The organism is Stenotrophomonas sp. 22LJNL06-5-1 (assembly GCF_056861455.1).
In genome coordinates this window covers 303,032-324,790 of the sequence record NZ_JBSPUE010000002.1, presented here as the reverse complement: position 1 = coordinate 324,790, position 21,759 = coordinate 303,032, and the positions used below count along the sequence as shown (strand labels likewise).

Below are 21,759 nucleotides of genomic sequence, written 5' to 3'. Positions count from 1 at the left end.
GCGTGCTGATGACAGCCCGGAGGCGTTCGGTCCCGTGCACCCGTCAACGTGGCATGGCGGTGATTGTCGCCCTGCTGGTGGTGGCACTGGTGGCGGTGATTGCCACTGCACTGTTGACCCGGCAGTCGGCGCAGCTGCGCGCGCTGCGCGGCGACCAGTTGCGCGCGCAGGTGCGCATGGCGGTGGATGCCACGCTGGAGCGTGCGGCGCAGCAGTTGCGTGAGGATGTAAAGGAACAGCTGACCACGGTGCGCAGCGGGCGTTGGGCGCGCCCGTTTAAACTGCAGGCGCCGTTGCCGGTGCAGGTGCAGCTTGTGGATGCGCAGTCGATGTTCAACCTGCGCAACCTGCTGGCGCACGGCAGGCCGGACCCCGAGGCACGGCGCGCGTTCATCGCGTTGTGTGCCGGGCAGGGGCTGGGCCAGGGCGCCTGCGCATCCGCGGCAGACCACATCCAGGCACGCCTGCGCGACGGCGACATCCAGGCGCAGGCGCCGCTGCCACGCGAGTCACTGATCGAACAGGCGCTGCCCGGTGCCGATCCGGTGGCGTTGCAGGCGCTGGCGCGGCGCACCGTGGTGTTGCCGGCGCAGACCCTGGTCAATGCCAACACCAGCGACCTGAGCGTTCTGCGGGCGGTGACGCCTGCGGTCGAGCCGGCACGGCTGCAGGCGCTGCTCGGTGAGCGCGATGCTGGCCATTGGCTGCTCAATCGCGGCGACATCGCCAACCGACTCCAACTGAGCAACGAACAGATGGCCGTGCTTCCCCTGGGTATCCATAGCGAATGGTTCCTGGCCGTCGGCCAGGTGCAGGCTGACGGCAGCGCGGTCGATTTTCGCGCGCTGTTGTGGCGCGAATACCGCGACGATGGGGTGCGTGTGCAACGGGTGTGGACGAGGATCGGCGCATGAACGTGCAGCTTCGGGTGCGCCTGCCGGCGCTGGAGCACCTGCGCGCCGAAAGCGCGGTGGACTGGGCGCAGCTGCACAAGGGCCAGATGCTGGCTCACGGTCGCGACACGCTGGCGGCGCTGGGCCTGCGGCATCCGCAGGCCGCGGTGCATGCCTGCCTCGATCCGAACGACCTGATCCTGCTGGAACTGCAGCTGCCGCCGTTGTCCGGGCGCCGCCTGCAGTCGGCGCTGCAGGGTGAGGTGGAGGCGATGCTGCTGGATGACCTGCAGGAGGTGGCGCTGGCCCACGGCGCCCAGGCGGCAGACGGCACAGTTCCGGTGGCCTGGCTCGGCCAGCAGGCCATCGCGCAGGCGCAGCAACTGCTGGCCTCCTGTGCGCTGCAGCTGCAGGCGCTGTATCCGACGCCGCTGCTGCTGCCGTGGCAGGACAGCCACGCAACGCTGCAGGTCAGCGGTGAGCACCTGCTGGTGCGCAGCGGGCGCGATCGGGCGTTCGTTCAATGGTATGGCGGACGTGACGCCTGTGCGGTGATGCAGGCCCTGGCCGTGCGCCTGCAACAGGCGGGCGTGCAGGCCGTGCAGTGGATCGATAGTGTGCCGCCGACGTGGCCGGGCAGCCTGCCGGCCACCGCCGTCACGCATGAACGGCAGACCTCTGGCCCCTTGCCAGGCTGGTCATTGCCGCTGCCCGGCGCAGGCCGGCAAGCACCGCGACTGGCGATCGGCCTGGCACTGGCAGCAGTGCTGCTGGCTGCACTCGGCCTGCAGCTGCAGGTCTCGCGTTGGCGGATCGAGGGTGAAGCGCTGCAGCAGGACATGGCACGGCAGTTCAGCGCGCGCTTCCCGGAGATCACCGATGTGGTGGACCCGGTGTTGCAGGCAAGGCGAGCACTTGCGGTGCCGCTGCCGGCGCCGCCGTTGCCGGCGCTGCAGCGTCAGGTAGCCGGCACGCTGCAGGCGGTTCCGGAGCTGGCAGGGCAGGTGCGCAGCCTGCATTACCAACCGGGCCAGCTGGACATGGAGCTGGATGCCGATGCCCAGGCATTGGCCGATGATCCACAGCGGCTTGAGCACTGGCAGCAAGCAGTTCAGGCACAGGGCCTGCAGCTGGTGCGCGAAGCCGGTGGACACCTGCGGGTGAGCGGAGCTGGACAGTGACGACCCGCACCCTGCGGTTGGGCGAGGGGCTGACGGGCCTGCAGCAGCGCTGGCAACGCCTGCCACCGCGCGACCGGCTGATGCTGTGGGTGATGGTGGTGGCGCTGCTGGTGGCGGGCCTGTGGTCGTTGTGGCTGGAGCCCCTGCTGAAGCAGCGCACGCACTGGCAGGCCGAGCTACCGCGGCTGCAGGCGCAGTCCCGCCTACTGGCACCGCTGCTGCTCGCCCGTGAGCGCCAGCAGCTGGCGCAGGGCCAGCACCCGACACTGGCCGGGCTGCGCGAAGGCATCAAGACCGCCGGCCTTGCCGACGGACTGCATATTGAAGCGCGCGACGGGCGCTGGCACCTGCAGGTGCAGGCGGTGCCCGCGGATGCGCTATGGAACTGGCTGCTGCCGCTACTGGCCGACCCGGCCATCGAGCTGCAGCAACTGCAACTGACACGCACAGGGGATGCGAACATGCCGGCGGCACGGATTTCCGGAAACATCGTGATGGTGGCCACCGCGGGTGCCCATCCATGAGGGCGATGCGCAGCCTTGCCTGCAGTACCGCACTGGCCCTGATCGTGTGCATGGCCCACGCACCGGCGCCAGTGCTGGCGCAGGACACCCGCGATGAGCCGGTGCAGTTGAACCTGGTCGACACCGATATCGGCGGAGTACTGCGCATGGCGGCGCGCTTCACCGGCCGCCAGTTCCTGGTCGACCCGCGGGTGACCGGCAAGATGACGGTGGTTTCCGATGGCCCGGTCAGCCGTACCCAGGCCTACCAGTTGCTGCTGGGCGCACTGCGCATGCGTGGCTTCGCCGTGGTCGAGAACGGCGGCGTCAGCCGGGTGGTGCCGCAGGCCGATGCCAAGCTGCTCGGTGGTCGCGTTGGCAGCGGCGGTGCGGGGGGCGAGGTCGCCACGCGCACCTTCGCGCTGCGCTACGAGAACGCGGCCGCGCTGGTGGCGGTGCTGCGGCCGATGATCAGCCCGGACAATCCGATCACCGCCAATCCGGGAAACAACACCCTGGTGATCACCGACTATGCCGACAACCTGGAGCGCATCGCGCGGGTGATCGCCAGCGTTGATACACCGGCCGGCATGGACACCGACGTGGTGAAGCTGCAGCAGGGCATTGCCGTTGACGTCGCGGCGATGGTCGCGCCGCTGCTGGATGCGCAGGGCGCCGAGCCCACCCAGAAGGTGGTGGTGATGGCCGACCCGCGCAGCAACAGCGTGCTGCTGCGCTCCAGCAGTCCCGGACGCACCCGTCTGGCGCGGCAGCTGGTGGAGAAGCTGGACCGCGCCCAGGACGAGTCCGGCAACCTGCATGTGGTCTACCTGCGCAATGCCCAGGCCAACCAGCTGGCCGGTGTGCTGCGTGGCGTGGTGGCCGGGCAGAGCGATGCACCAGCTATGGGCAGCAATGAAGGCATCACGCCACTGCCGGGTGACGCCAACCGTTCCACGCCCACGCAGCCTTCGCAGCCGCAGCAGGCCAAGACCGGAGGCAATGCGCTGGAATCGCAGCGTCTGGACCCGAGCCGGCGTGACCCGATCGATGCGGGAAGCACCGGCTTCAGCCAGAACGGCATCTCGGTGCAGGCGGACGTGGCCACCAACACGCTGCTGATCTCGGCACCGGAACCGGTGTACCGCAACCTGCGGCGTGTGATCGACCAGCTCGACCAGCGCCGTGCGCAGGTGCTGGTGGAAAGCCTGATCGTGGAGGTCAACCAGACCGATGCGGCAGAGCTGGGCGTGCAGTGGATGCTGGGCAATGGCCGCACCTTTGGTGGCACCCACTTCGGTGGCGCCACCGGCGGCAGCGGGCTCAATACCGGTGCGCGCACCACCCTGGACGTGCTGCCCAAGGACGGCCTGAAGATCGGTGTGATCGACGGCACCATCAACCTGCCCGGTGTCGGTCAGATCCTCAACATGAAGGCGCTGGCCAACGCGCTGCAGAGCAAGGGCGGCGCGAACATCCTGTCCACGCCGAACCTGATGACGCTGGACAACGAAGCGGCCAGCATCATGGTCGGCCAGACCGTGCCGTTCGTCAGCGGTCGTTACGTGACCGACGGTGGTGGCGGCAGCAACAACCCGTTCCAGACCATCGTGCGCGAGGACGTGGGCCTGAAGCTGCGCGTACGCCCGCAGATTTCCGAGGGCGGCACGGTGAAGCTGGACATCTACCAGGAAGTCAGCAGCATCGATGCGCAGAGTGCCAACAGTGCCGCCGGCATCATCACCAACAAGCGTGCGCTGGATACCAGCGTGCTGTTGGACGATGGCCAGATCATGGTGCTTGGTGGCCTGCTGGAGGACAACGTCAGTCATGGCCGTGATGCAGTGCCGGGGCTGGGCAAGCTGCCGGTGCTGGGGGCGCTGTTCCGCAGTGATACGCGCAAGCGCTCCAAGACCAACCTGATGGTGTTCCTGCGCCCGCACGTGGTGCGCGACCCCGCCGCCGGCCAGCGCCTGACCCGCGACCGCTATGACTACATGCGCAACGCGCAGGCCAGCGCACAGCCGGTACAGAGCTGGGCCTTGCCCGCGCTTTCGGCGCCGCAGCTGCCACCGCAGGACCTGTCTGTGCTCGGTCAGGGCAATGCGCGCGATGGACAGGGCCAGCCGCTGCAGAACACCAGCCTGGCGGCGTTGTATCCGGCCGGTGAGGGCGATGCCCAGCTGGTGCAGTTCGCACAGGGGCTGGACCCGGCGCGTGCCAGCCAGGGCGTGGCGCAGGTGCGGGCACTGGGCCTGCAGGCCTATGCCGAAGCGACGCCCGGCGACAGCGGGCAGCGCCTGCGCGTGCGATTGCCACGCGATCCGGCGACGCTGGACCCGGCACTGCAGCAGCTGCGCGGGCTCGGCTACACGCCGGAACTGGTGATCGGGCCGTGAGCGCCGCCTCGCCGCTGCCGTACGCCTGGGTGCGCAGCCATGGCGTGATGCTGGCCGAGGCGGGCGGCGAGCCCGTGTTGCTGGGTACCGCGGAAACTGCGGCGTGGGCCGTGGCCGAACTGCGCCGCCGGCATGGTCCACTGCCGTTCCAGGCACTGGATGCGGCGACCTGGCAGCAGCGATTGGGTGAGCAGTACCGGGACGGCGGCGATGCCGCTGCCGTAGTGGGTGCCGCCGAAAGCGAAGTCGATCTGGACCGGCTGATGCAGGACATGCCGGAGGTCACCGATCTGCTGGATGCACAGGACGATGCGCCGGTGATCCGCATGATCAATGCACTGCTGGCACAGGCTGCACGCGATGGCGCCAGCGATCTGCATATCGAGCCGTTCGAGACCCATTCGGTGGTGCGCTACCGCGTGGACGGCACGCTGCGCGACATGGTGCAGCCACGGCGCGCACTGCACGCGGCGCTGGTATCACGCATCAAGATCATGGCCCACTTGGATATTGCCGAGAAGCGCCTGCCCCAGGACGGGCGCATCGCGATCCGCGTGGGCGGGCGGCCGCTGGATATCCGTGTCTCCACGGTGCCGACCGGGCATGGCGAACGCGCCGTGCTGCGCCTGCTGGAAAAGGATGCCGGTCGCCTGCAGCTGCAGCGCCTGGGCATGGCCGATGACACTCTGGCCACGTTCACCGGGTTGATCCGTCAGCCGCACGGCATCGTGCTGGTCACCGGGCCGACCGGCAGCGGCAAGACCACGTCGCTGTATGCCGCACTGGGCCAGCTCGACAGCAGCACCAGCAACATCCTCACCGTGGAAGATCCGGTGGAGTACGACTTCGCCGGCATCGGCCAGATCCAGGTCAACGCGCGCATCGGCATGAGCTTTGGTACCGCGCTGCGCGCGATCCTGCGCCAGGACCCGGACACCATCATGATCGGCGAGATCCGCGACCTGGAAACCGCACAGATCGCCGTGCAGTCGTCACTGACCGGGCATGGCGTGCTGGCCTCGCTGCACACCAACGACGCAATCTCGGCGGTGACCCGCCTGGCCGACATGGGCGTGGAGCCCTTCCTGCTGGCCTCGTCGTTGCGCGGCGTGCTGGCGCAGCGGCTGGTGCGGCGGCTGTGTACGCAGTGCCGGCGTGCCGAGGTGGATGGCGAAGGTCGTACCGTATGGCGTGCGGTGGGCTGCGCAGCCTGCGCCAACAGCGGCTATCGCGGGCGCACCGGCATCCATGAGCTGTTCGTGGTCGACGACCGCGTGCGCGCGTTGATCCATGAAGGGCAGGGTGAGCCCGCGCTGCGCGAGGCGGCACGGCGCGCCGGCATGCGGACGTTGCGGCAGGATGGCCAGCGTTGGGTCGACAGCGGGGTGACCACGCTGGAAGAGATCCTGCGCGTCACCGGCGACGATTGAGGCCTGCATGGCACTGTTCGACTACCAGGCTGCCAACGCGCAGGGCCGCATCGAGAAGGGTCAGCTGGATGCCGACAGCCCGCGCGGTGCGCGCCAGCTGCTGCGCGGGCGCGGGCTGACCCCTGTGCAGGTGAGCGCGGCGCGCAGTGCCGGCAGTGGCTGGGGTGCTCGGCGGTTGTCCGCCAGCGAGTTGGCCTGGGCCACCCGCCAGCTGGCCAGCCTGCTGGCGGCCAGCCTGCCGTTGGAAGGCGCATTGAGTGCGGTGATCGAGCAGGCCGAACGCCCGCACGTGGCCCAGGCGCTCACCGCGGTACGCGCCGACGTGCGTGCTGGCCAGCGCCTGACCGTGGCGCTGGCAGCGCGGCCACGCGATTTCCCGCCGATCTATCGGGCGTTGGTGGGAGCAGGCGAAGACTCCGGCGATCTGGCACGGGTGATGGAGCGCCTGGCCGACTACATCGAAGAACGTAATGCGCTGCAGGCCAAGGTGCTGACCGCCTTCATCTATCCAGCGGCGATCAGCCTGGTATCGGTGGCGATCGTGATATTCCTGCTCAGCTACGTGGTGCCGCAGGTGGTGACCGCGTTCGTGCAGGCGCGGCAGACGCTGCCGATGCTGACCCAGGTGATGCTGGCCGCCAGCGCGTTCGTGCGCAGCTGGGGCATGTGGATGGGTCTCGGCATCGCTGCGCTGGTGGTGGCATGGCGGTTGGCCCTGCGCAAGCCCGAGCTGCGCCTGCGATGGGACGCGATGCTGCTGCGGGTCCCGATGGTCGGGCGCTTCGTGCTGGGCGTGAACAGCGCGCGCTTCGCCTCGACATTGGCGATCCTGCTGGATGCGGGCGTGCCGCTGTTGCGCGCACTGGAGGCCGCACGGCAGACCCTGGGCAATGCGTTGCTGGCGCGTTGTGCAGATGATGTGTCCGCGCGCGTGCGCGAAGGTGCCGCGCTTGGCTCTGCGCTGAAGGTGCAGAAGGTGTATCCGCCAATCCTGGTGCATCTGGTGGCCAGTGGCGAGAAGACCGGTTCGCTGGCGCCGCTGCTGGATCGCGCCGCGCAGACGATCTCGCGCGAGATCGAGCGTCGCGCGATGGCACTGACTGCGTTGCTGGAGCCGACCATGATCCTGGTGATGGGTGGCGTGGTGCTGACGATCGTACTGGCGGTGCTGATGCCGATCATGGAAATGAATCAGCTGGTGCAGTAGATCCACGCCATGCGTGGATGGATCAACCGACGCGCACCCTGGGCGGCGCATCCACGCATGGCGTGGATCTACTGAGACCTAGATTTCTCCACACAATCCTCCACACCTTTTTTCGATCTTCCACAGGTTTCTTAAGCGGCCTGTCATCGGCGCAGACCAGCATGGGCACGTCGCCGCAGAGTGGGCTGGGAGGCCCTCGGCGGCAGCAGGCGTGTAGTGACCGTTCCTCCCTTGGTGTTTCCCTTCGCAGTAAACCCTTCAGGAGAAGATCATGAACAAGTACAAGACCCTGGCCGCGCTGGTTGCTACCGCGCTGCTCGCCACCGCCGGTGCCGCTTCGGCGCAGACTGCCGTCACCGGTGGCGGCGCCTCGCTGCCGGCCGACCTCTACAAGGGTTCGGCCGACAGCATCCTGCCGGCCAACTTCAGCTACGCCGTGACCGGGTCGGGCACCGGCAAGAAGGCCTTCCTGGAAAACAACTCGGCGCTGTTCTCCACCACCGGCACCGTGCACTTCGCCGGTAGCGATTCGGTGCTGAGCAGCACCGAGCTGAACACCTACAACAGCACCTACAACGTGTCCGGCGATGCAAACCGCTACGGCGCCCTGGTGCAGATCCCGTCGGTGGCCACCTCGGTCACGATTCCGTTCAACAAGGCCGGTTCGGCCGTTGACCTGTCGGTGACCCAGATCTGCGGCATCTTCTCCGGCAAGATCACCAACTGGTCGAGCATCGACAGCGCCCGCAGCGGTGCCATCCAGGTGGTCTACCGTGGCGAGAGCAGCGGTACCACCGAGCTGCTGGCCCGCTTCCTGACCAGCGCCTGCAAACCGGCCGACGTCTCCGGTACCGCGCTGAAGCTGACCAATGGCGTGCCGGCATTCTCGGTGCAGTCGACCTTCGCCAACCTGTTCACCACGGTTCCGTCGAACTTCGTCGCTGCCCCGGCCACCGGCGGCACCGCGCTGTACAACGCTGTCTATGCCGTTGACGGCCGCGTCGGCTACGTCGGCCCGGACGTCATCCCGAGCCTGACCGATGCCACCAAGGTCGCCAAGGTCAAGGGTTTCTCGCCGGACGAAGTGAGCGTGCAGGCGACTCTGGAAACCGTCGCTCCGCCGATCGATGCCGCCGCTGAGAACCCGGCGAACTGGGTGCCGGTGTTCGGCAACCCGAACGCGGGCTACCCGATCGCGGGCTACACCAACTTCGTGTTCGGCCAGTGCTACAAGAACGGCACCGTGGGCGCCAACATCCGCGGCTTCCTGACCCGCCACTACGGCAGCACGGTGATCAACGGCGTGGAGCAGGGCCCGAACGACGCCGCCATTCGCGCGCACAAGTTCATCCCGCTGACCAAGGCCTGGCGTGATGCGATCCGCACCCGCTTTGCGACCGCCACCAACGCCGGTGCCGTGAACAACCCCAGCACCTGCTCGGGCATCGGCCGTCCGCTGTAACTGCGATTGCTTTGGTAGTTGCAGGAAACGCACAAGGGCGCCGGCAGCAATGCCGGCGCCTTCTGCGTATGTCCGCTGCATGACCGTGATGCGCCTGTCGTCTTCACGCCGCCGCCACCGTCTATGAGGTGCAGGGCGTGCCTCGCGCAGGCCCATCCGTACACACGCCGCCGCCGACGCGGCCCATCAGGTTGACGAGGTCCCCGATGTCGCACCCGCATTCGCCCACCGCCCGTTTCCCTGCTGCCCTGTGGCGCAGCCACCCGATGGCCTGGGCCGTCGCCGTGGCCCTGGGCAGCGTGGTGGCTCCGGCCACTCAGGCCCAACAGGCGTTCAGCCCCGGCTGGTTCGCCGAGCGCGGTGCGGCGCAGGGCGCGGCGGCACAGAGCGGGCGCATGCCCAATGGCGTGCCGATCCAGTTCCAGCTACCCGCGCAGCAGCAGGATGCGGCACGGCAGAAGCTGCAGCAGTCGATCGACAACCTTGGTACGGCCGCGCAGGCCATCGCCCTGCAGCAGCGCCTGCAGGAACAGGCACGGCAGGCGCGCCGCGAGGCGGGCTTCGTGATCGCCGATGGCCTAGGCAAGGATGGCCTGAAGGTCGACGAGAATCCGCTGACCCGCGGCTGGATCAACGCCCGCGAGGCGATCCAGTCGCAGGCCGCCGACGGGCGGGTGCTGGTCAACATCGAGCAGACCGCCGACCAGGCGATCCTGAACTGGGAAACCTTCAACATTGGTGGCAACACCACACTGAATTTCCTGCAGAACCCCGACTGGGCCGTGTTGAACCGGGTCAATGATCCCGCCGCAACGCCCAGCCAGATCCTTGGCCAGCTGAAGGCCAATGGCACGGTGTTCGTGGCCAACCGCAACGGTGTGGTGTTCGGCAACAACAGCCAGGTCAATGTCCGCAACCTGGTGGCGGCGGCCGCGCGCATCAGCGACGCGCAGTTCCGTGAGCAGGGTCTGTACAGTGCCGACGCGAACACCTCGGCGCTGACCGACGCCGTGGGCAAAGTCATGGTCGAACGCGGTGCACGCATCACCACGCACGAACCGACCACGGCAACGCGGGGCGGTGGCTATGTGCTGCTGGCTGGGCACAGCGTGGAGAACGCGGGCCAGATTGAAACCCGCAAGGGACAGACCCAGCTGGCCGCCGGTGACAGTTTCGTGATCCGTCGCGGCATGGGAACCGCCCAGAACACCGCGTCCACCACCCGCGGCAATGAGATTGCCCCGCGCTTCGTCGCTGACAGCACGGCGGGCAGTGTTCGCAACAGTGGTCTGATCCAGGCGCGCGAAGGCGATGTCACGCTGGCCGGCCGCACCGTCGAGCAGGCCGGAGTGGCCGTTGCTACCACCACGTTGAACCAGCGCGGTACGGTGCACCTGTTGAACTCGGCGTCCGATGCGGCCGGCAGCGTGACCCTGGCCGACGGCTCGACCACGGCAGTACTGCTGGAAGACGATGGCAAGAGCACGGCGCTGGACAGCCAGCGCAACGCGCTCATCAAGGAATCGGCCGAGCAGGACAAGCTGCGCGGTTCCAGCAACAGTGGCACCTTCGACAATCTCTCGCGCCTGCAGGACCGCCGTGAGCAATCCCGCATCGAAGTCGTCTCCGGCGGCGATGTGAACTTCCAGGCCGGCTCGCTGGCGGTGGCCACCGGCGGCCAGGTGATCGCCGACGCCCGCCGGCGCAGCTATCTGGATGATGGCGCGCGCGTGGACGTCTCCGGTGCGGTGGGTGTGCAGGTGGCGATGGAAAGCAACAACGTCAAGGTGAAGGTGCAGGGCAATGAGTTGCGCGATTCGCCGGACAACCGTGACAGCGGCAAGCTGATCAGCAGCGAGGTGTGGATCGACCGCCGCCAGTTGACCGAAGTTGCCGCCGGTACCGGCGGTTATGAAGGCACGCGCTGGTATGCCGGCGGCGGCCTGCTGGAAGTGGGTGGCTACCTGGACAATCAGGGGCATTCGATCAGCGAATGGGCGGCGCAGGGCGGCACCGTCCAGCTGGCAGGCAAGGAAGTGGTCAGCCATGCCGGTTCGCGCATCAATCTGGCCGGTGGCAGCCTGGATGTGCAGTCCGGCGTGGTGCAGCAGAGCTGGCTGCGGGGCCGCGACGGGCAGTTGTACCGGCTTGATGATGCACCGGCCGAGATGCTGTACGACGGTCTGTACCAGGGCTATGAAGTGAAGCAGGAACGGTGGGGGGTGACCGAATCGTTCCGCAATCCGCTGGTGGCACCCACCCAGCGTTTCGACAATGGCTATACCGTGGGACGCGATGCTGGCCGCCTGTTGATCTCGGCGCCCACGGCCGTTCTGCAGGGCCAGGTGGATACGGTGGCCTTCCAGGGCGCACAGCAGACGCGCCGGCCCGATCAGGAGCAGGAGGGCTACGCGCAGGCACAGACGGCGGCGGCCCGCAATGCCCAGCTCTGGCTCGGGCGTTTTGACAACACCGGGCGCAGCGCGGTGTTCGACTCGAATGTCCGCATTGGAGCGCTCCAGGCCGACACCCGGCCGTGGACGCTGCAGGCGCCAGTCGGGGAAGCACAGCGCAATACCGTGTGGTTGGACAGTGAGGTGCTGAGCGCCCAGCGATGGGGGCAGGTGGACCTCGCTTCGGCCGGTCGTATCGACCTCGATGGCACGCTCAGGTTGCAGCAGGGCGGCCGGCTTGGACTCACCGCAAGCCGCGTCAACTTTGGTGGAACGGTGCAGATTGCCGGCGGGCAGGTGGAAGCCGGAAATCTGCTTGCGGCGCTTGGCGGGCCCACGGCATTGCTGACGTCCGGACGTGGTGCGGTGGATGTTGCGACCGGCGCACGGATCGATCTTGGCGGCGGTTGGGGCAACGCGCTTGCTGCGCCGGATGGCGGTCCCGCACAGGCGTGGATCGACGGCGGACAGGTGCGCTTCAACAGCAGCCACGACATCCATGTGGGCGAGCGGGCCGCGATTCTGGTCGATGGCGGCGGCGCGATCGATGCCAGTGGCAAGGGGCGCGTAGGCAAGGGTGGCAGTGTCAGTCTGCTCGCGGCCAGCACTGAGGTTGGCACTGACGGCAGCGGACGGATCCGTATCGGCGAGGACGCACGCTTCAGCGCGCTCGGCAATGGCAGCGGCAACTTCACGTTGGCAACAGGCGGTGCAGTGTCCATCGGCGCGCCTGGCACGGATGCATCGGCGTCGTCGTTGCGATTGCAGTCAGCACTGTTCAGGAGTGGCTTCGCCGGCTATGACATCGCCGGTCACAACGGTTTGACGGTTGAAGAAGGTACCCAGCTGCAGGTGGAACGACCGGCGCTGCGCCTGGCCGAGGGCGCACAGCAGGCACTGGCCCGCGAGCAGGGCGTTCAGGCCTGGACGCCGTCGCTGTATGAGGCGGATCCGGCCAGCGGGCGTGTATCTCAGCGCGGCGGCGCGAGTTTGGCACTGCGCGCAGGGCATCTGCTGTCCACGGCTGATCTGCGCGTTGGCAAGGGTGCAAGGATCGAGGTCGATGCCGGCCAGTCGATCGAACTGTTCAGCGCCGGCAACCTGGACGTGGCTGGCGGTCTGAAGGCGGCCGGCGGCCGCATCCGCCTGGACGAGGCATTCGATCCGTCGGGCGTACGCGGCGATGCACGCCGCGAGCGCCAGTGGACAATCGCTGAAGGCGCACTGCTTGACGTAAGTGGCGATAGCGTTTCCCTGCCCGACGCGCGCCGGACATTGCGCGGACAGGTGCGCAAGGGTGGAACGATCGAGATCGGGGGGGCGCTGGACTGGGAAGACCAGGACAACGTACGCCACCTGCCGCCCGATACCTTCGTGGTGGTGGAGCGCGGTGCGCGGCTGGACGCGTCCGGTGCTTCGGCGCTGCTGGACATTGATGGCAGCGGGCGCACCCGGGTGGACAGCGACGGCGGCAGCATCGTACTGCGCGCGGGCAATGCGCTGTACCTGCACGGCGAACTGGACGCGGCGGCGGGCGGCGACGGCGCGCGTGGTGGCACCCTTGGCGTCGCCTTCGGTGGTGGCACCTACGGCAGAACAGCAGTGGGCAAGGACGTGCTGGCACCGCGGGTGATCTCGTTGACCCAGCACGCCGCGCAGACGGCGGACCTGCCTGCACGCCTTGAGTACGGCCACGCGGCTCTGTCGGTGGGGCAGATCGAGGCCGGTGGTTTCGATCACCTGGCCCTGTTCGGCGACATCCGCGCCCAGGGAGATGTCAATCTGCGCATGGACCAGAGCCTGCGCATCCATGGCATGAATGAGCGCGCCCTGGGGTTTGCGGAAGGCAACAGCGAGGGCAGCCGCCTGTTGCTGAGCGCGCCCTACGTGCGCCTTGCGCAGGGACGCTGGTGGCAGCCGGCGGGGGAGGGCACGCTGCGGCCGGTCGAGGCGCGGTTCGACGAAGGGAAGCAACATCGTTTCGATGTGAAGGCGAACCTGATCGACCTGCGCGACGTTACCTGGCTGGCGGGCTTCGACCAGATCAACCTGGACAGCCGTGGCGACATCCGCCTGCTGGCACCGGGAGCCAGTAGCGCCCAGGAAACTTCGTTGTCGTCCCCGGGTTCGATCGATATCAGTGCAGCCCGTCTGTACCCGGCGGCCCGGGCGCGCGGGCGCATCGTCGCTGGCGTTGCGGACATCGGTCCGTCGGGACAGCCTGCCTGGCAGAACCCGGAAGCTGTATTGCGCATCCACGGCGTTGGCAGTGCCACGCAACCGGCACCGGATTCGGCATTCGGCCGCCTGGAACTGGTCGCGGCGACGGTGGTGCAGGGCGGCAACGTGCAGGCGCCGTGGGGCCGCGTCCAACTGGGTGGCGGTGAAAGAAACACCAATCGCGCCAGCCGCGTCGACCTGCTGGGCGGCAGCGTGACCTCGGTCAGTGGCGCCGGCCTGGCGCTTCCGTTTGGCGGTACCGTGGACGGTGTGACATGGCGCCGGAACGGCGCCGAGTTCGATGTGCTGGTTCCTGGATCGATCGATGCCCCGATCGGTGTGGACATCGTCGCCAACACCTTCAACGGTGCCGCAGGCAGCATCGTGGATGTCTCCGGTGGAGGTGAGTTGACCGGCGCTGCGTTCGTCGCCGGGCGCGGTGGCTCGGTGGATGTCCTGCGGCATTCGTTGGCCGATGCCAATCCACGCTATGGCTTCAGTCGCGCGGGCAATGCGGTCTACGCAATCGTGCCGGGCCGAGCGGACGTGCAGGCGCCGCTGGCGACCGGTGACGGCAGCGTCGATCCCCGTGTCGGCCAAGAGATCGTCATTCCGGACGGCGTGCCTGGGCTCCCGGCGGGAACCTACACGTTGCTGCCGGCGAACTACGCATTGCAGAAGGGAGCATTCCGCGTCGAGATCGGCGCCGAGAGCGCGCAGGGTAACGTCTCGCCGGTGGCGACCGGCACCGGCTCCTGGCGCGTCAGCGGGCACCGCGCGCAGGGCCTGGGCGGGGCGGTGTCGCCGTTGCTCACCGACCTGGTGCTGACCCCGGCGGAAGCGGTTCGCCGCCACGCCGGCTACAACGAAACCTCCTACAACGCGTTCGTGCAGGGCGTGGCCGAGCGGCGTGGCGAAGCGCTGCGCTGGCGGACGGTGGATGCCGGAAGCCTCAGCCTGGTGTTCGGTGAAGGCGCGGGACGGTCGGGTACCCCGGCGGCAACCTTCCACGGCTTGTCCCGCTTTGGCGCCGGCAGCAGTGACGGGCTCGGCGGCACGCTCTCGGTCAATCTGCGTGTCTCCAATGGCGCAACGCTGGAGATCGCCAGCGAGGGCGCCGATGCCGACAGCGGACGCGGCGCTACCGTTTCCGATACCACGCTCAATGCATTCCGTCCGGTAACGATGCTGATCGGCGGCACGCTGCGGCGCGATGCAACCACCTATGCGCTGGAGGGCGGCGCACAGCACATCGTGGTGCGCAACGGCGTCAACCTGACGGCGCAGGAAGTGCTGCTGTCGGCTGCGTTCGGGGGCAAGGGAATCCTGGTCGAGCAGGGCGCTTCGATCGACACGCTGTCCCAGTCGGGCCCGTCGAGCGTGGCGCAGCCCGCGGCGCCCTACTTGGTCGCGGGCGGCCTGCTTGCCGTGTCCAACCAGCGCCTGACGGCGCTCAGCGCACAGGGCGGAAGTGCCGGCGGGCCGGTAGCGATCGACATCGGCGGTTGCGAGGCGGACTGCAGCGGGCAGACCCGGTTGCTGTCGGCGGGCAGCATCAACGTGGTCACCGACGGCGCCTTGAACATGGGTGACTCGCTGAGCTACGGCACGCGCCAGCTCGGCCTGGGCATGTCCGCACTCAACCTGGGCAGCACCGAGGCCATTGCGGTGGCGTCGGCGGCCGGCGGCCTGCCCACGGGCATGACCATGAACCAGGAGGTGCTGCAGCGGTTGCTGCGCGGAAACACCGCCATCGGCGCTCCCGCACTGGAGGCGCTCAGCCTGACCGCGCGTGATGCCATCAACGTGTTCGGCAGTGTCGACCTGGATACGCGCGATGGCGTGACCGGTCGCAGCAGCCTGCGCAATCTGGTGCTGGGTGCGCCGGCCATCCACGGCTATGCTGCCGCCACCGACCGCGCGCGCATCTTCGCCGACACGCTGGTCTGGGATGGGACATTGGCCGGCACCGACCTGCCCGGCGGCGAGCTGGCACAACCGCCCGGCGAGGCGATGGTGGGCCGGCTCGGCCAAGGGCAGCTGGAGATCAATACACGGGTGCTGGAGCTGGGGCGTGCGCCGTTCACCCGCCCCAACTCGTCTGTGGCGGCCGGTCGCCAGGTGCTCGGCTTTGCCGGCGTTACCCTGGCAGCGTCGGAGCGCATGCTGTTCTCGGGCAAGGGCAGCCTCGATGTGTTCCAGCAGCAGGGCGGCTATCTGGCAGGCAGCGGCTGGCAGTTCAGCGGCGGCGCGCTGGATATCGTTACCCCGCTGCTGACCGGCAGCGCGGGCGCGCAGCTGGCAATCCGCAATGGCGGTACGGTGCAGGTGCGCGGTGCTGCGGCAACCGCGGGCAGCGATGCGTTGGGTGCGGAGTTGTCCATCACGGCCGAACGCGTTGTGATCGACAGCCGGGTGGCGCTGGCGTCCGGCCGGTTCGAAGCCAATGCCCGCCAGGGCGTGGCGCTTGGCAGCAATGCAATGCTGGACATGGCGGGGCGGAAGGTAAGCCTGTTCGACGTGGACAAGTACAGCTGGGGCGGCGACGTAGCGCTGTCGAGCCGTGACGGTGACATCGTTGCCGACGCGGCGTCGCGCATCGATCTTTCCGCCCGCAACAACCGCGGCGGCCGCTTGACGGTCGCTGCGCTGGGCCCGCAGGGCGGCCGTGTGGATCTGGCAGGTACGTTGCTTGGCGGAGCCAGCGGCCGCTACGACGCCGGTGGCAGTGAAGTGCCCTACGACGGCGGCGAGCTGGTAGTGCGTGCACGCCAGTTGCAGGACTTCTCCGGCCTGAACACCCGGCTTACCGCCGGTGGCATTACCGGTGGCCGGACCTTCCAGTTGAGCGAAGGCGACCTGGTGATCGGCGATGAAGTGAAGGCACGCAACGTTGATATCAGCGTCGATGGGGGCAGCCTGCAGGTAAACGGCCGCATCGATGCCAGTGGTGAGCAGGTCGGCAGCATCCGTCTCTCCGCCCGCGATCTGCTGCGCGTGGACGGGGCGCTGGATGCGCACGGAAGCGGACTGCGCGTGGACAGCTACGGCAAGATCATCGACAGTCCGAACCGAGCCATGATCGAACTGACCTCGGCCAGTGGCAGCCTGCAGCTGGGCGCGATCTCATCGATGGACCTGCGCGCCGGCACCTCGGTGGCCACGGGTAGCAGCCCGGGTCAGAACGATGGCCGCGCACGCGGCAGCGTCAAGCTCAACGTGCCACGCATGGGCAGCAACGACGCCGCGATCGACGTGGCCAGCGGCATCCGTATCGCCGGTGCCGCCGACCTCCAGGTCAACGCCTTCCGCAGCTATGATTCGGCGCCGCTGGCCAGCGCTCCGGACGTGCATGGCCATCGTCCGCAGGTGATCAACCAGCAGTGGCTGGATACGGTAGTGGACCCGGACAACAGCCAATGGATGAACGCCGCGCTGGCCAATGCAGGATTGCAGCAGCGCACTGCTGCCCTGGGCAGCTACCGCCTGCGCCCCGGCGTGCAGATCGTGGCGCGGACCAGCAGTGACAACCCGCGTGGCGATCTGGTCGTGGCCGGCGATATCGATCTGTCCGGCTACCGCTACGGACCGCAGTCGAACCGGACCGATCCAGCGCGCCGTGGCTTTGGTGAATCGGCAGCGCTGGTGCTGCGCGCCGAAGGCGATATCAACGTCTACGGCAGCATCAACGATGGATTCGCGCCGCCGCCTGCCAATCCCGATGAGGACGGCTGGGTGCTGCTGGAAGGGCGCAGTGCCGGTACGCCCAACACGGCGTTCGGTGGCGACCTGGTCGTGCCCGGCGAAGGTGTACAGCTGCAGCGCGGCACCGAATTCCGTGCTGGCGCGACGCTGAACTATGCACTGCCCTTCGAGGCCGTGACCCTGCCGGCCGGAACCGTGCTGCCCGCGGAAATGCGGTTGTCGGGACCGCTGCTGCTGCCGGCCGGCACCGTGCTGGGCGCAGCAGTGACGACGGCGGGTGGCGAGGTGGTAGCGGCTGGAACCGTGCTGGCCCAGGCATTGACGTTGCAGGCGGGTGCGCGCCTGGGCGCCGGCTTCCGGCTGCGCGCGTCGGCGCCGGTGGCCGCACAGGTGTGGCCGGCCGGCGTCGCGCTGCCGATGGCGATGAAGCTGTCAGGCGCGCTGGACCTGCATGCCGGCGCGATCATCCCGTCGATGACCAAGGTGGAGCTGGCCGGCGATGCGCCGGTGAAACTGCGGCCTGCCGACGCCAGCGGGCGCCAGGGACGCAACTGGGCGCTGGCGGCGATGCTGCCCGAAGGCACCACCTCGTGGGATCTGACTGCAGTGGCCGGTGCCGATACGACCGCTGCCGATCCGCGTACCCGCAGCTGGGGAAGTGACGGCAGCATCGTGCTGGCCGACAGCCACTACAGCACCATCGGGACGGTGACCACGACGACCGAATGGAAGGGCGACCGCGTGATCACCGTGGATGGCTCGCTGAATCTATGGGGCGATGAATCGTGGGCCGGAAAGCCCGTAGCGGATCTCGCTCGGGAGCTTGGCATGACCGAGAGCGATGTCTGTGATTCCGGACCCTACTGCGGTCCGGCCCCGCGCCTGGTCGACAAGGAAGGCTCGCTGGCATGGTGGGGCGATGAATCCTGGGTCGGCCGCCCGGCTACGGAACTGGGCGCCGAGATGGGCATGTCGGAGGAAGAGATCTGCGCGGCAATGGGCTACTGCTATGGCGGTGGCACGCTGACCGAGGTGACCACCTACGGCAAGCGCCTGGGCGCTCCCGCCTGGAGCGTGCTGCGAACCGGCAAGGGAGATCTGACGCTGCTGGCCGCGCAGGATGTGCGCATGAAGTCCGGTTTCGGTGTGTACACCGCAGGTGCGCCGACGGCGCTGGGTGATGGCCGTGACACGCAGTTCAACCCGGGGCGGGCCCCAGTGCCCAGGAACACCGCGCTGCTGGGCCCGGTCCAGGCGTCCGGCCGCTACGATGCCGCCATCGCCACTTACCAGGCGTGGTACCCCGACCAGGGTGGCAATCTGCACGTGCAAGCGGGCCGCGATATCACCGGTGATACCTGGAGCGCGCGCGCAGAGGCGGGCACGCCGCAGCGCGACCAGGCCGGGCATTCCAGCGCCGCGGTGGGCAACTGGTTGTGGCGCCAGGGATCGGGCACGACCGCTGGTGTAGTGCAGAGCGCAACCAGCTGGTGGATCAATTTCGGTACCTACAGCACGGTGGGCCCTGAGCTGGATGCGACGCCTCGCCTGGTCGGCTTTACCGGTTTCGGCACGCTGGGCGGCGGCAATCTGTCCCTGGAAGCAGGCCGCCACTCGGGCGTGATCGCGCCGATGGGCAATGCTCTGGGATTGTTGACGGCGCCCCATTCCAGCGCGATCGTCGCGGCGGTCGGGTCGACCGGACGCGTCAGCAACGGTGAATTGCATCTGACGGGGGGCGGAGACCTGACGCTGCGAAGCGGCGGAGCGGTCAACCCGGGCCTGCGCGCAAGCGCGCAGCAGCCCGAAGGTTTCCAGCAGGATCTGGATCTCAACGGCACCGTGACCAATCTACGCGGCAGCACGCTGCTGCAAGCGGCGCGCATCGGCGGTCTCAGCGCGATACAAAGCAGCTACGGCACGTTGGGCCTGAACAATCCGTTCGTGGCCGACGCACCCGTTGCGATGGCCGGGCCGGTGCTGGTGCTGGGCGATTCCACCGCCCAGGTGCAGGCGCGCGGCGATGTGGTACTGGGTAGTGCCGCCGATCCCGGCCGGGTTCCCGTGGCCAATTTCAACGATATCCTGCTGGAAGGGGGCGGCCACGCGTCGGGCACAAGCTGGTTCTCGCTGTGGACGCCGCGCACCGCGCTCGACCTGTTCTCCGCAGGCGGAAATCTCTCGCCGGGACTGGTTGGCACGCAGCACACGACCGGCAGCAACCAGGGTAGGGAGGTGATCAGGATCAACCCCAGCAATGGCGATGCCTATCTCAACTACTGGTTGTATCCCTCCCGGTTCACGGCCATCGCGGCCTCCGGGAACATAAATCTCGCCAGTCTGCGCAGTGGCAGCGTGCCCGATGCCCAGGACGTCATCGTGCTGGCGCCCTCGGCGTCGGGTCGGCTGGAGGTATTGGCGGGAGGATCGATCCTGGCTACCGACCGGGCCACTCAGATTGTGCGCTCAAGCAGTGATGCCCGTGTCCCCGGCCCATTCAATCCCGGCTTCATCGCGCAAGGCCCCGGAAACGCGGGAACCGTGCGCAGCAATGTACCCGCGGACGGGAACGGCGCCAGTCCTGGCACTACGCTGCCGTACTTTGCCTTCGGTCCCAATACCGCGCTCGGCGTGCTGTTGCCAACCACACCGACCGTGGCCAGCCGGTTCTATGCAGTGGCCGGCGATATCATCGGGCTGGGAAGCGGCGACAGGCGGCAACTGTCGCGCAATGCCGAGAACGGCGCGCGTACCGTATTCGACTGGTACGAAGCGGGCTCGGCGGTACAGCTGCGCGCCGGTCGCGATGTGATCGGCGCGGATGTCACCGCGCTCAACACCAGCGGCACCGATATCAGCGGGATCGAAGCGGGCCGGGACATCATCCGCAGCAACCTGACGGTGGCCGGCCCCGGCAACGTGGAAGTGAGTGCGGGCCGGCAGCTTCGCCAGGAAGAGGCCGGAAGCATCGTGAGCCTGGGCGGCGTCGTGCAAGGCGATGCCCGTCCCGGCGCCAGCATCGCAGTGACTGCCGGCAACCAGGGCATTGATTTCGATGCACTGCGCACGCACTACCTGGATCCGGCCAACCTCGCCGATCCCTCGCAGGCGTTGGCTGCGCAGCCCGGCAAGGCGGTGAAGATCTATGACAAGGAGTTGAAGCAGTGGCTGCAGCAGCGCTTCGGCCTGGCCGCCGACGGCGCCGAGGCGCTGGCGGCGTTCGACCGGTTGCCGAGCGAACAGCAACGGATCTTCCTGCGCCAGGTCTACTACGCTGAGCTGCGCGAAGGTGGCCGCGAGTACAACGATCGGAATGGGCCACGCGTTGGTTCTTACCTGCGCGGCCGCGAGGCCATCGCCACGCTGATGCCGGACAAGGATGCAGCGGGTGCGACGATCCAACGCACCGGCGATATCCTGATGTATGGCGGCTCCGGCGTGCGTACCGAAGCCGGCGGCAACATCGAGCTGATGGCACCGGGCGGACAGATCGTGGTGGGTGTGCAGGGCGTGGTGCCACCGGCCAGTGCCGGGCTGGTGACCCAGGGGCAGGGTGACATCCGGCTGTTCAGCCAGGACAGCGTGCTGCTGGGCTTGTCGCGGGTGATGACGACGTTCGGCGGTGACATCCTGGCCTGGTCGGAGCAGGGCGACATCAATGCCGGTCGCGGTTCGCAGACCACCTTGCTGTACACGCCACCGCGTCGCGTCTATGACGGCTGGGGCAATGTGATCTTGTCGCCGCAGGCCCCGGCCAGTGGTGCAGGCATCGCAACGTTGAACCCCATTGCCGAAGTGCCGCCGGGCGACGTCGACCTGATCGCGCCGCTGGGCACCATCGACGCGGGCGAGGCTGGCATCCGTGTCTCGGGCAACATCAACCTGGCCGCACTGCAGGTGCTGAACGCGGCCAACATCCAGGTGCAGGGCGAGAGCAAGGGCCTGCCGGTGCTGGCCACGGTCAACGTGAATGCGCTGGCTTCGGCCAGTGCGGCAGCGAACAGCGCCAGCCAGGCGGCACAGGATGTGATGCGCAAGAGCCAGGACGATGCACGGCGCAACCAGCCGTCGGTGATCAGCGTGCAGATCCTCGGTTTCGGCAGTGGCACCAGCAGCATTGCGCCGCCGGCACGCGGTACTACTGCCAACAGCGGCTACGACGCCAACAGCGTCTTCCAGTTCCCGCAGGCAAGTCGCGACGAGGGCACGCAGCGCCGATAGGCATTGCATGCCCCGGTAGGTGCCGACCTTGGTCGGCAAGCATTGCCCGGTGCACCGCATCGGGCTGCAGCATCGGGCCAGCCGC

The 21,759-nt window shown here is 68.1% G+C and carries 8 protein-coding genes; all 8 read left to right on the top strand.

The features are described 5' to 3' along the window. Positions 1-8: 8 nt before the first annotated feature. The 8 genes from gspK to AC13GF_RS07060 all read left to right on the top strand — a co-directional run bounded on the left by gspK (position 9) and on the right by AC13GF_RS07060 (position 21,674). Complete coding sequence (gene gspK, locus AC13GF_RS07095; protein ID WP_483004122.1) at positions 9-914, top strand: type II secretion system minor pseudopilin GspK; 906 nt, start codon at positions 9-11, stop codon at positions 912-914. Further along, on the top strand, positions 911-2,074 hold the full coding sequence (gspL, locus tag AC13GF_RS07090; RefSeq protein WP_483004121.1) for a type II secretion system protein GspL: 1,164 nt from the start codon (positions 911-913) through the stop codon (positions 2,072-2,074). The genes gspK and gspL overlap by 4 nt, the downstream gene beginning before the upstream one ends. Continuing rightward, positions 2,071-2,598: a type II secretion system protein GspM gene (gspM, locus tag AC13GF_RS07085; protein ID WP_483004120.1), complete on the top strand. Its 528-nt coding sequence runs from the start codon at positions 2,071-2,073 to the stop codon at positions 2,596-2,598. The genes gspL and gspM overlap by 4 nt, the downstream gene beginning before the upstream one ends. After that, positions 2,595-4,976, top strand: a complete 2,382-nt coding sequence (gspD, locus tag AC13GF_RS07080) for a type II secretion system secretin GspD (RefSeq protein ID WP_483004119.1) — start codon at positions 2,595-2,597, stop codon at positions 4,974-4,976. The genes gspM and gspD overlap by 4 nt, the downstream gene beginning before the upstream one ends. Next, positions 4,973-6,406: a type II secretion system ATPase GspE gene (gspE, locus tag AC13GF_RS07075; protein WP_483004118.1), complete on the top strand. Its 1,434-nt coding sequence runs from the start codon at positions 4,973-4,975 to the stop codon at positions 6,404-6,406. The genes gspD and gspE overlap by 4 nt, the downstream gene beginning before the upstream one ends. A 7-nt stretch (positions 6,407-6,413) precedes the next feature. Then, positions 6,414-7,613, top strand: coding sequence for a type II secretion system inner membrane protein GspF (gene gspF, locus AC13GF_RS07070; protein WP_483004117.1), 1,200 nt, complete (start codon positions 6,414-6,416; stop codon positions 7,611-7,613). A 271-nt stretch (positions 7,614-7,884) separates the two neighbouring features. Beyond that, positions 7,885-9,075 carry a substrate-binding domain-containing protein gene (locus tag AC13GF_RS07065; protein WP_483004116.1) on the top strand — a complete coding sequence of 397 codons (1,191 nt, stop codon included), beginning with the start codon at positions 7,885-7,887 and terminating at the stop codon, positions 9,073-9,075. Between the two features lie 206 nt (positions 9,076-9,281). Beyond that, positions 9,282-21,674 (top strand): filamentous haemagglutinin family protein, encoded by a 12,393-nt coding sequence (locus AC13GF_RS07060; protein ID WP_483004115.1) that lies wholly within the window; start codon positions 9,282-9,284, stop codon positions 21,672-21,674. The last annotated feature ends 85 nt before the right edge of the window (positions 21,675-21,759 follow it).

Bases quoted from the DNA above. Each gene is read 5' to 3' on its own strand.
- gspK (WP_483004122.1), top strand. From the start codon at position 9: ATGACAGCCCGGAGGCGTTCGGTCCCGTGCACCCGTCAACGTGGCATG.
- gspL (WP_483004121.1), top strand. From the start codon at position 911: ATGAACGTGCAGCTTCGGGTGCGCCTGCCGGCGCTGGAGCACCTGCGC.
- gspD (WP_483004119.1), top strand. From the start codon at position 2,595: ATGAGGGCGATGCGCAGCCTTGCCTGCAGTACCGCACTGGCCCTGATC.
- gspF (WP_483004117.1), top strand. From the start codon at position 6,414: ATGGCACTGTTCGACTACCAGGCTGCCAACGCGCAGGGCCGCATCGAG.
- AC13GF_RS07065 (WP_483004116.1), top strand. From the start codon at position 7,885: ATGAACAAGTACAAGACCCTGGCCGCGCTGGTTGCTACCGCGCTGCTC.
- AC13GF_RS07060 (WP_483004115.1), top strand. From the start codon at position 9,282: ATGTCGCACCCGCATTCGCCCACCGCCCGTTTCCCTGCTGCCCTGTGG.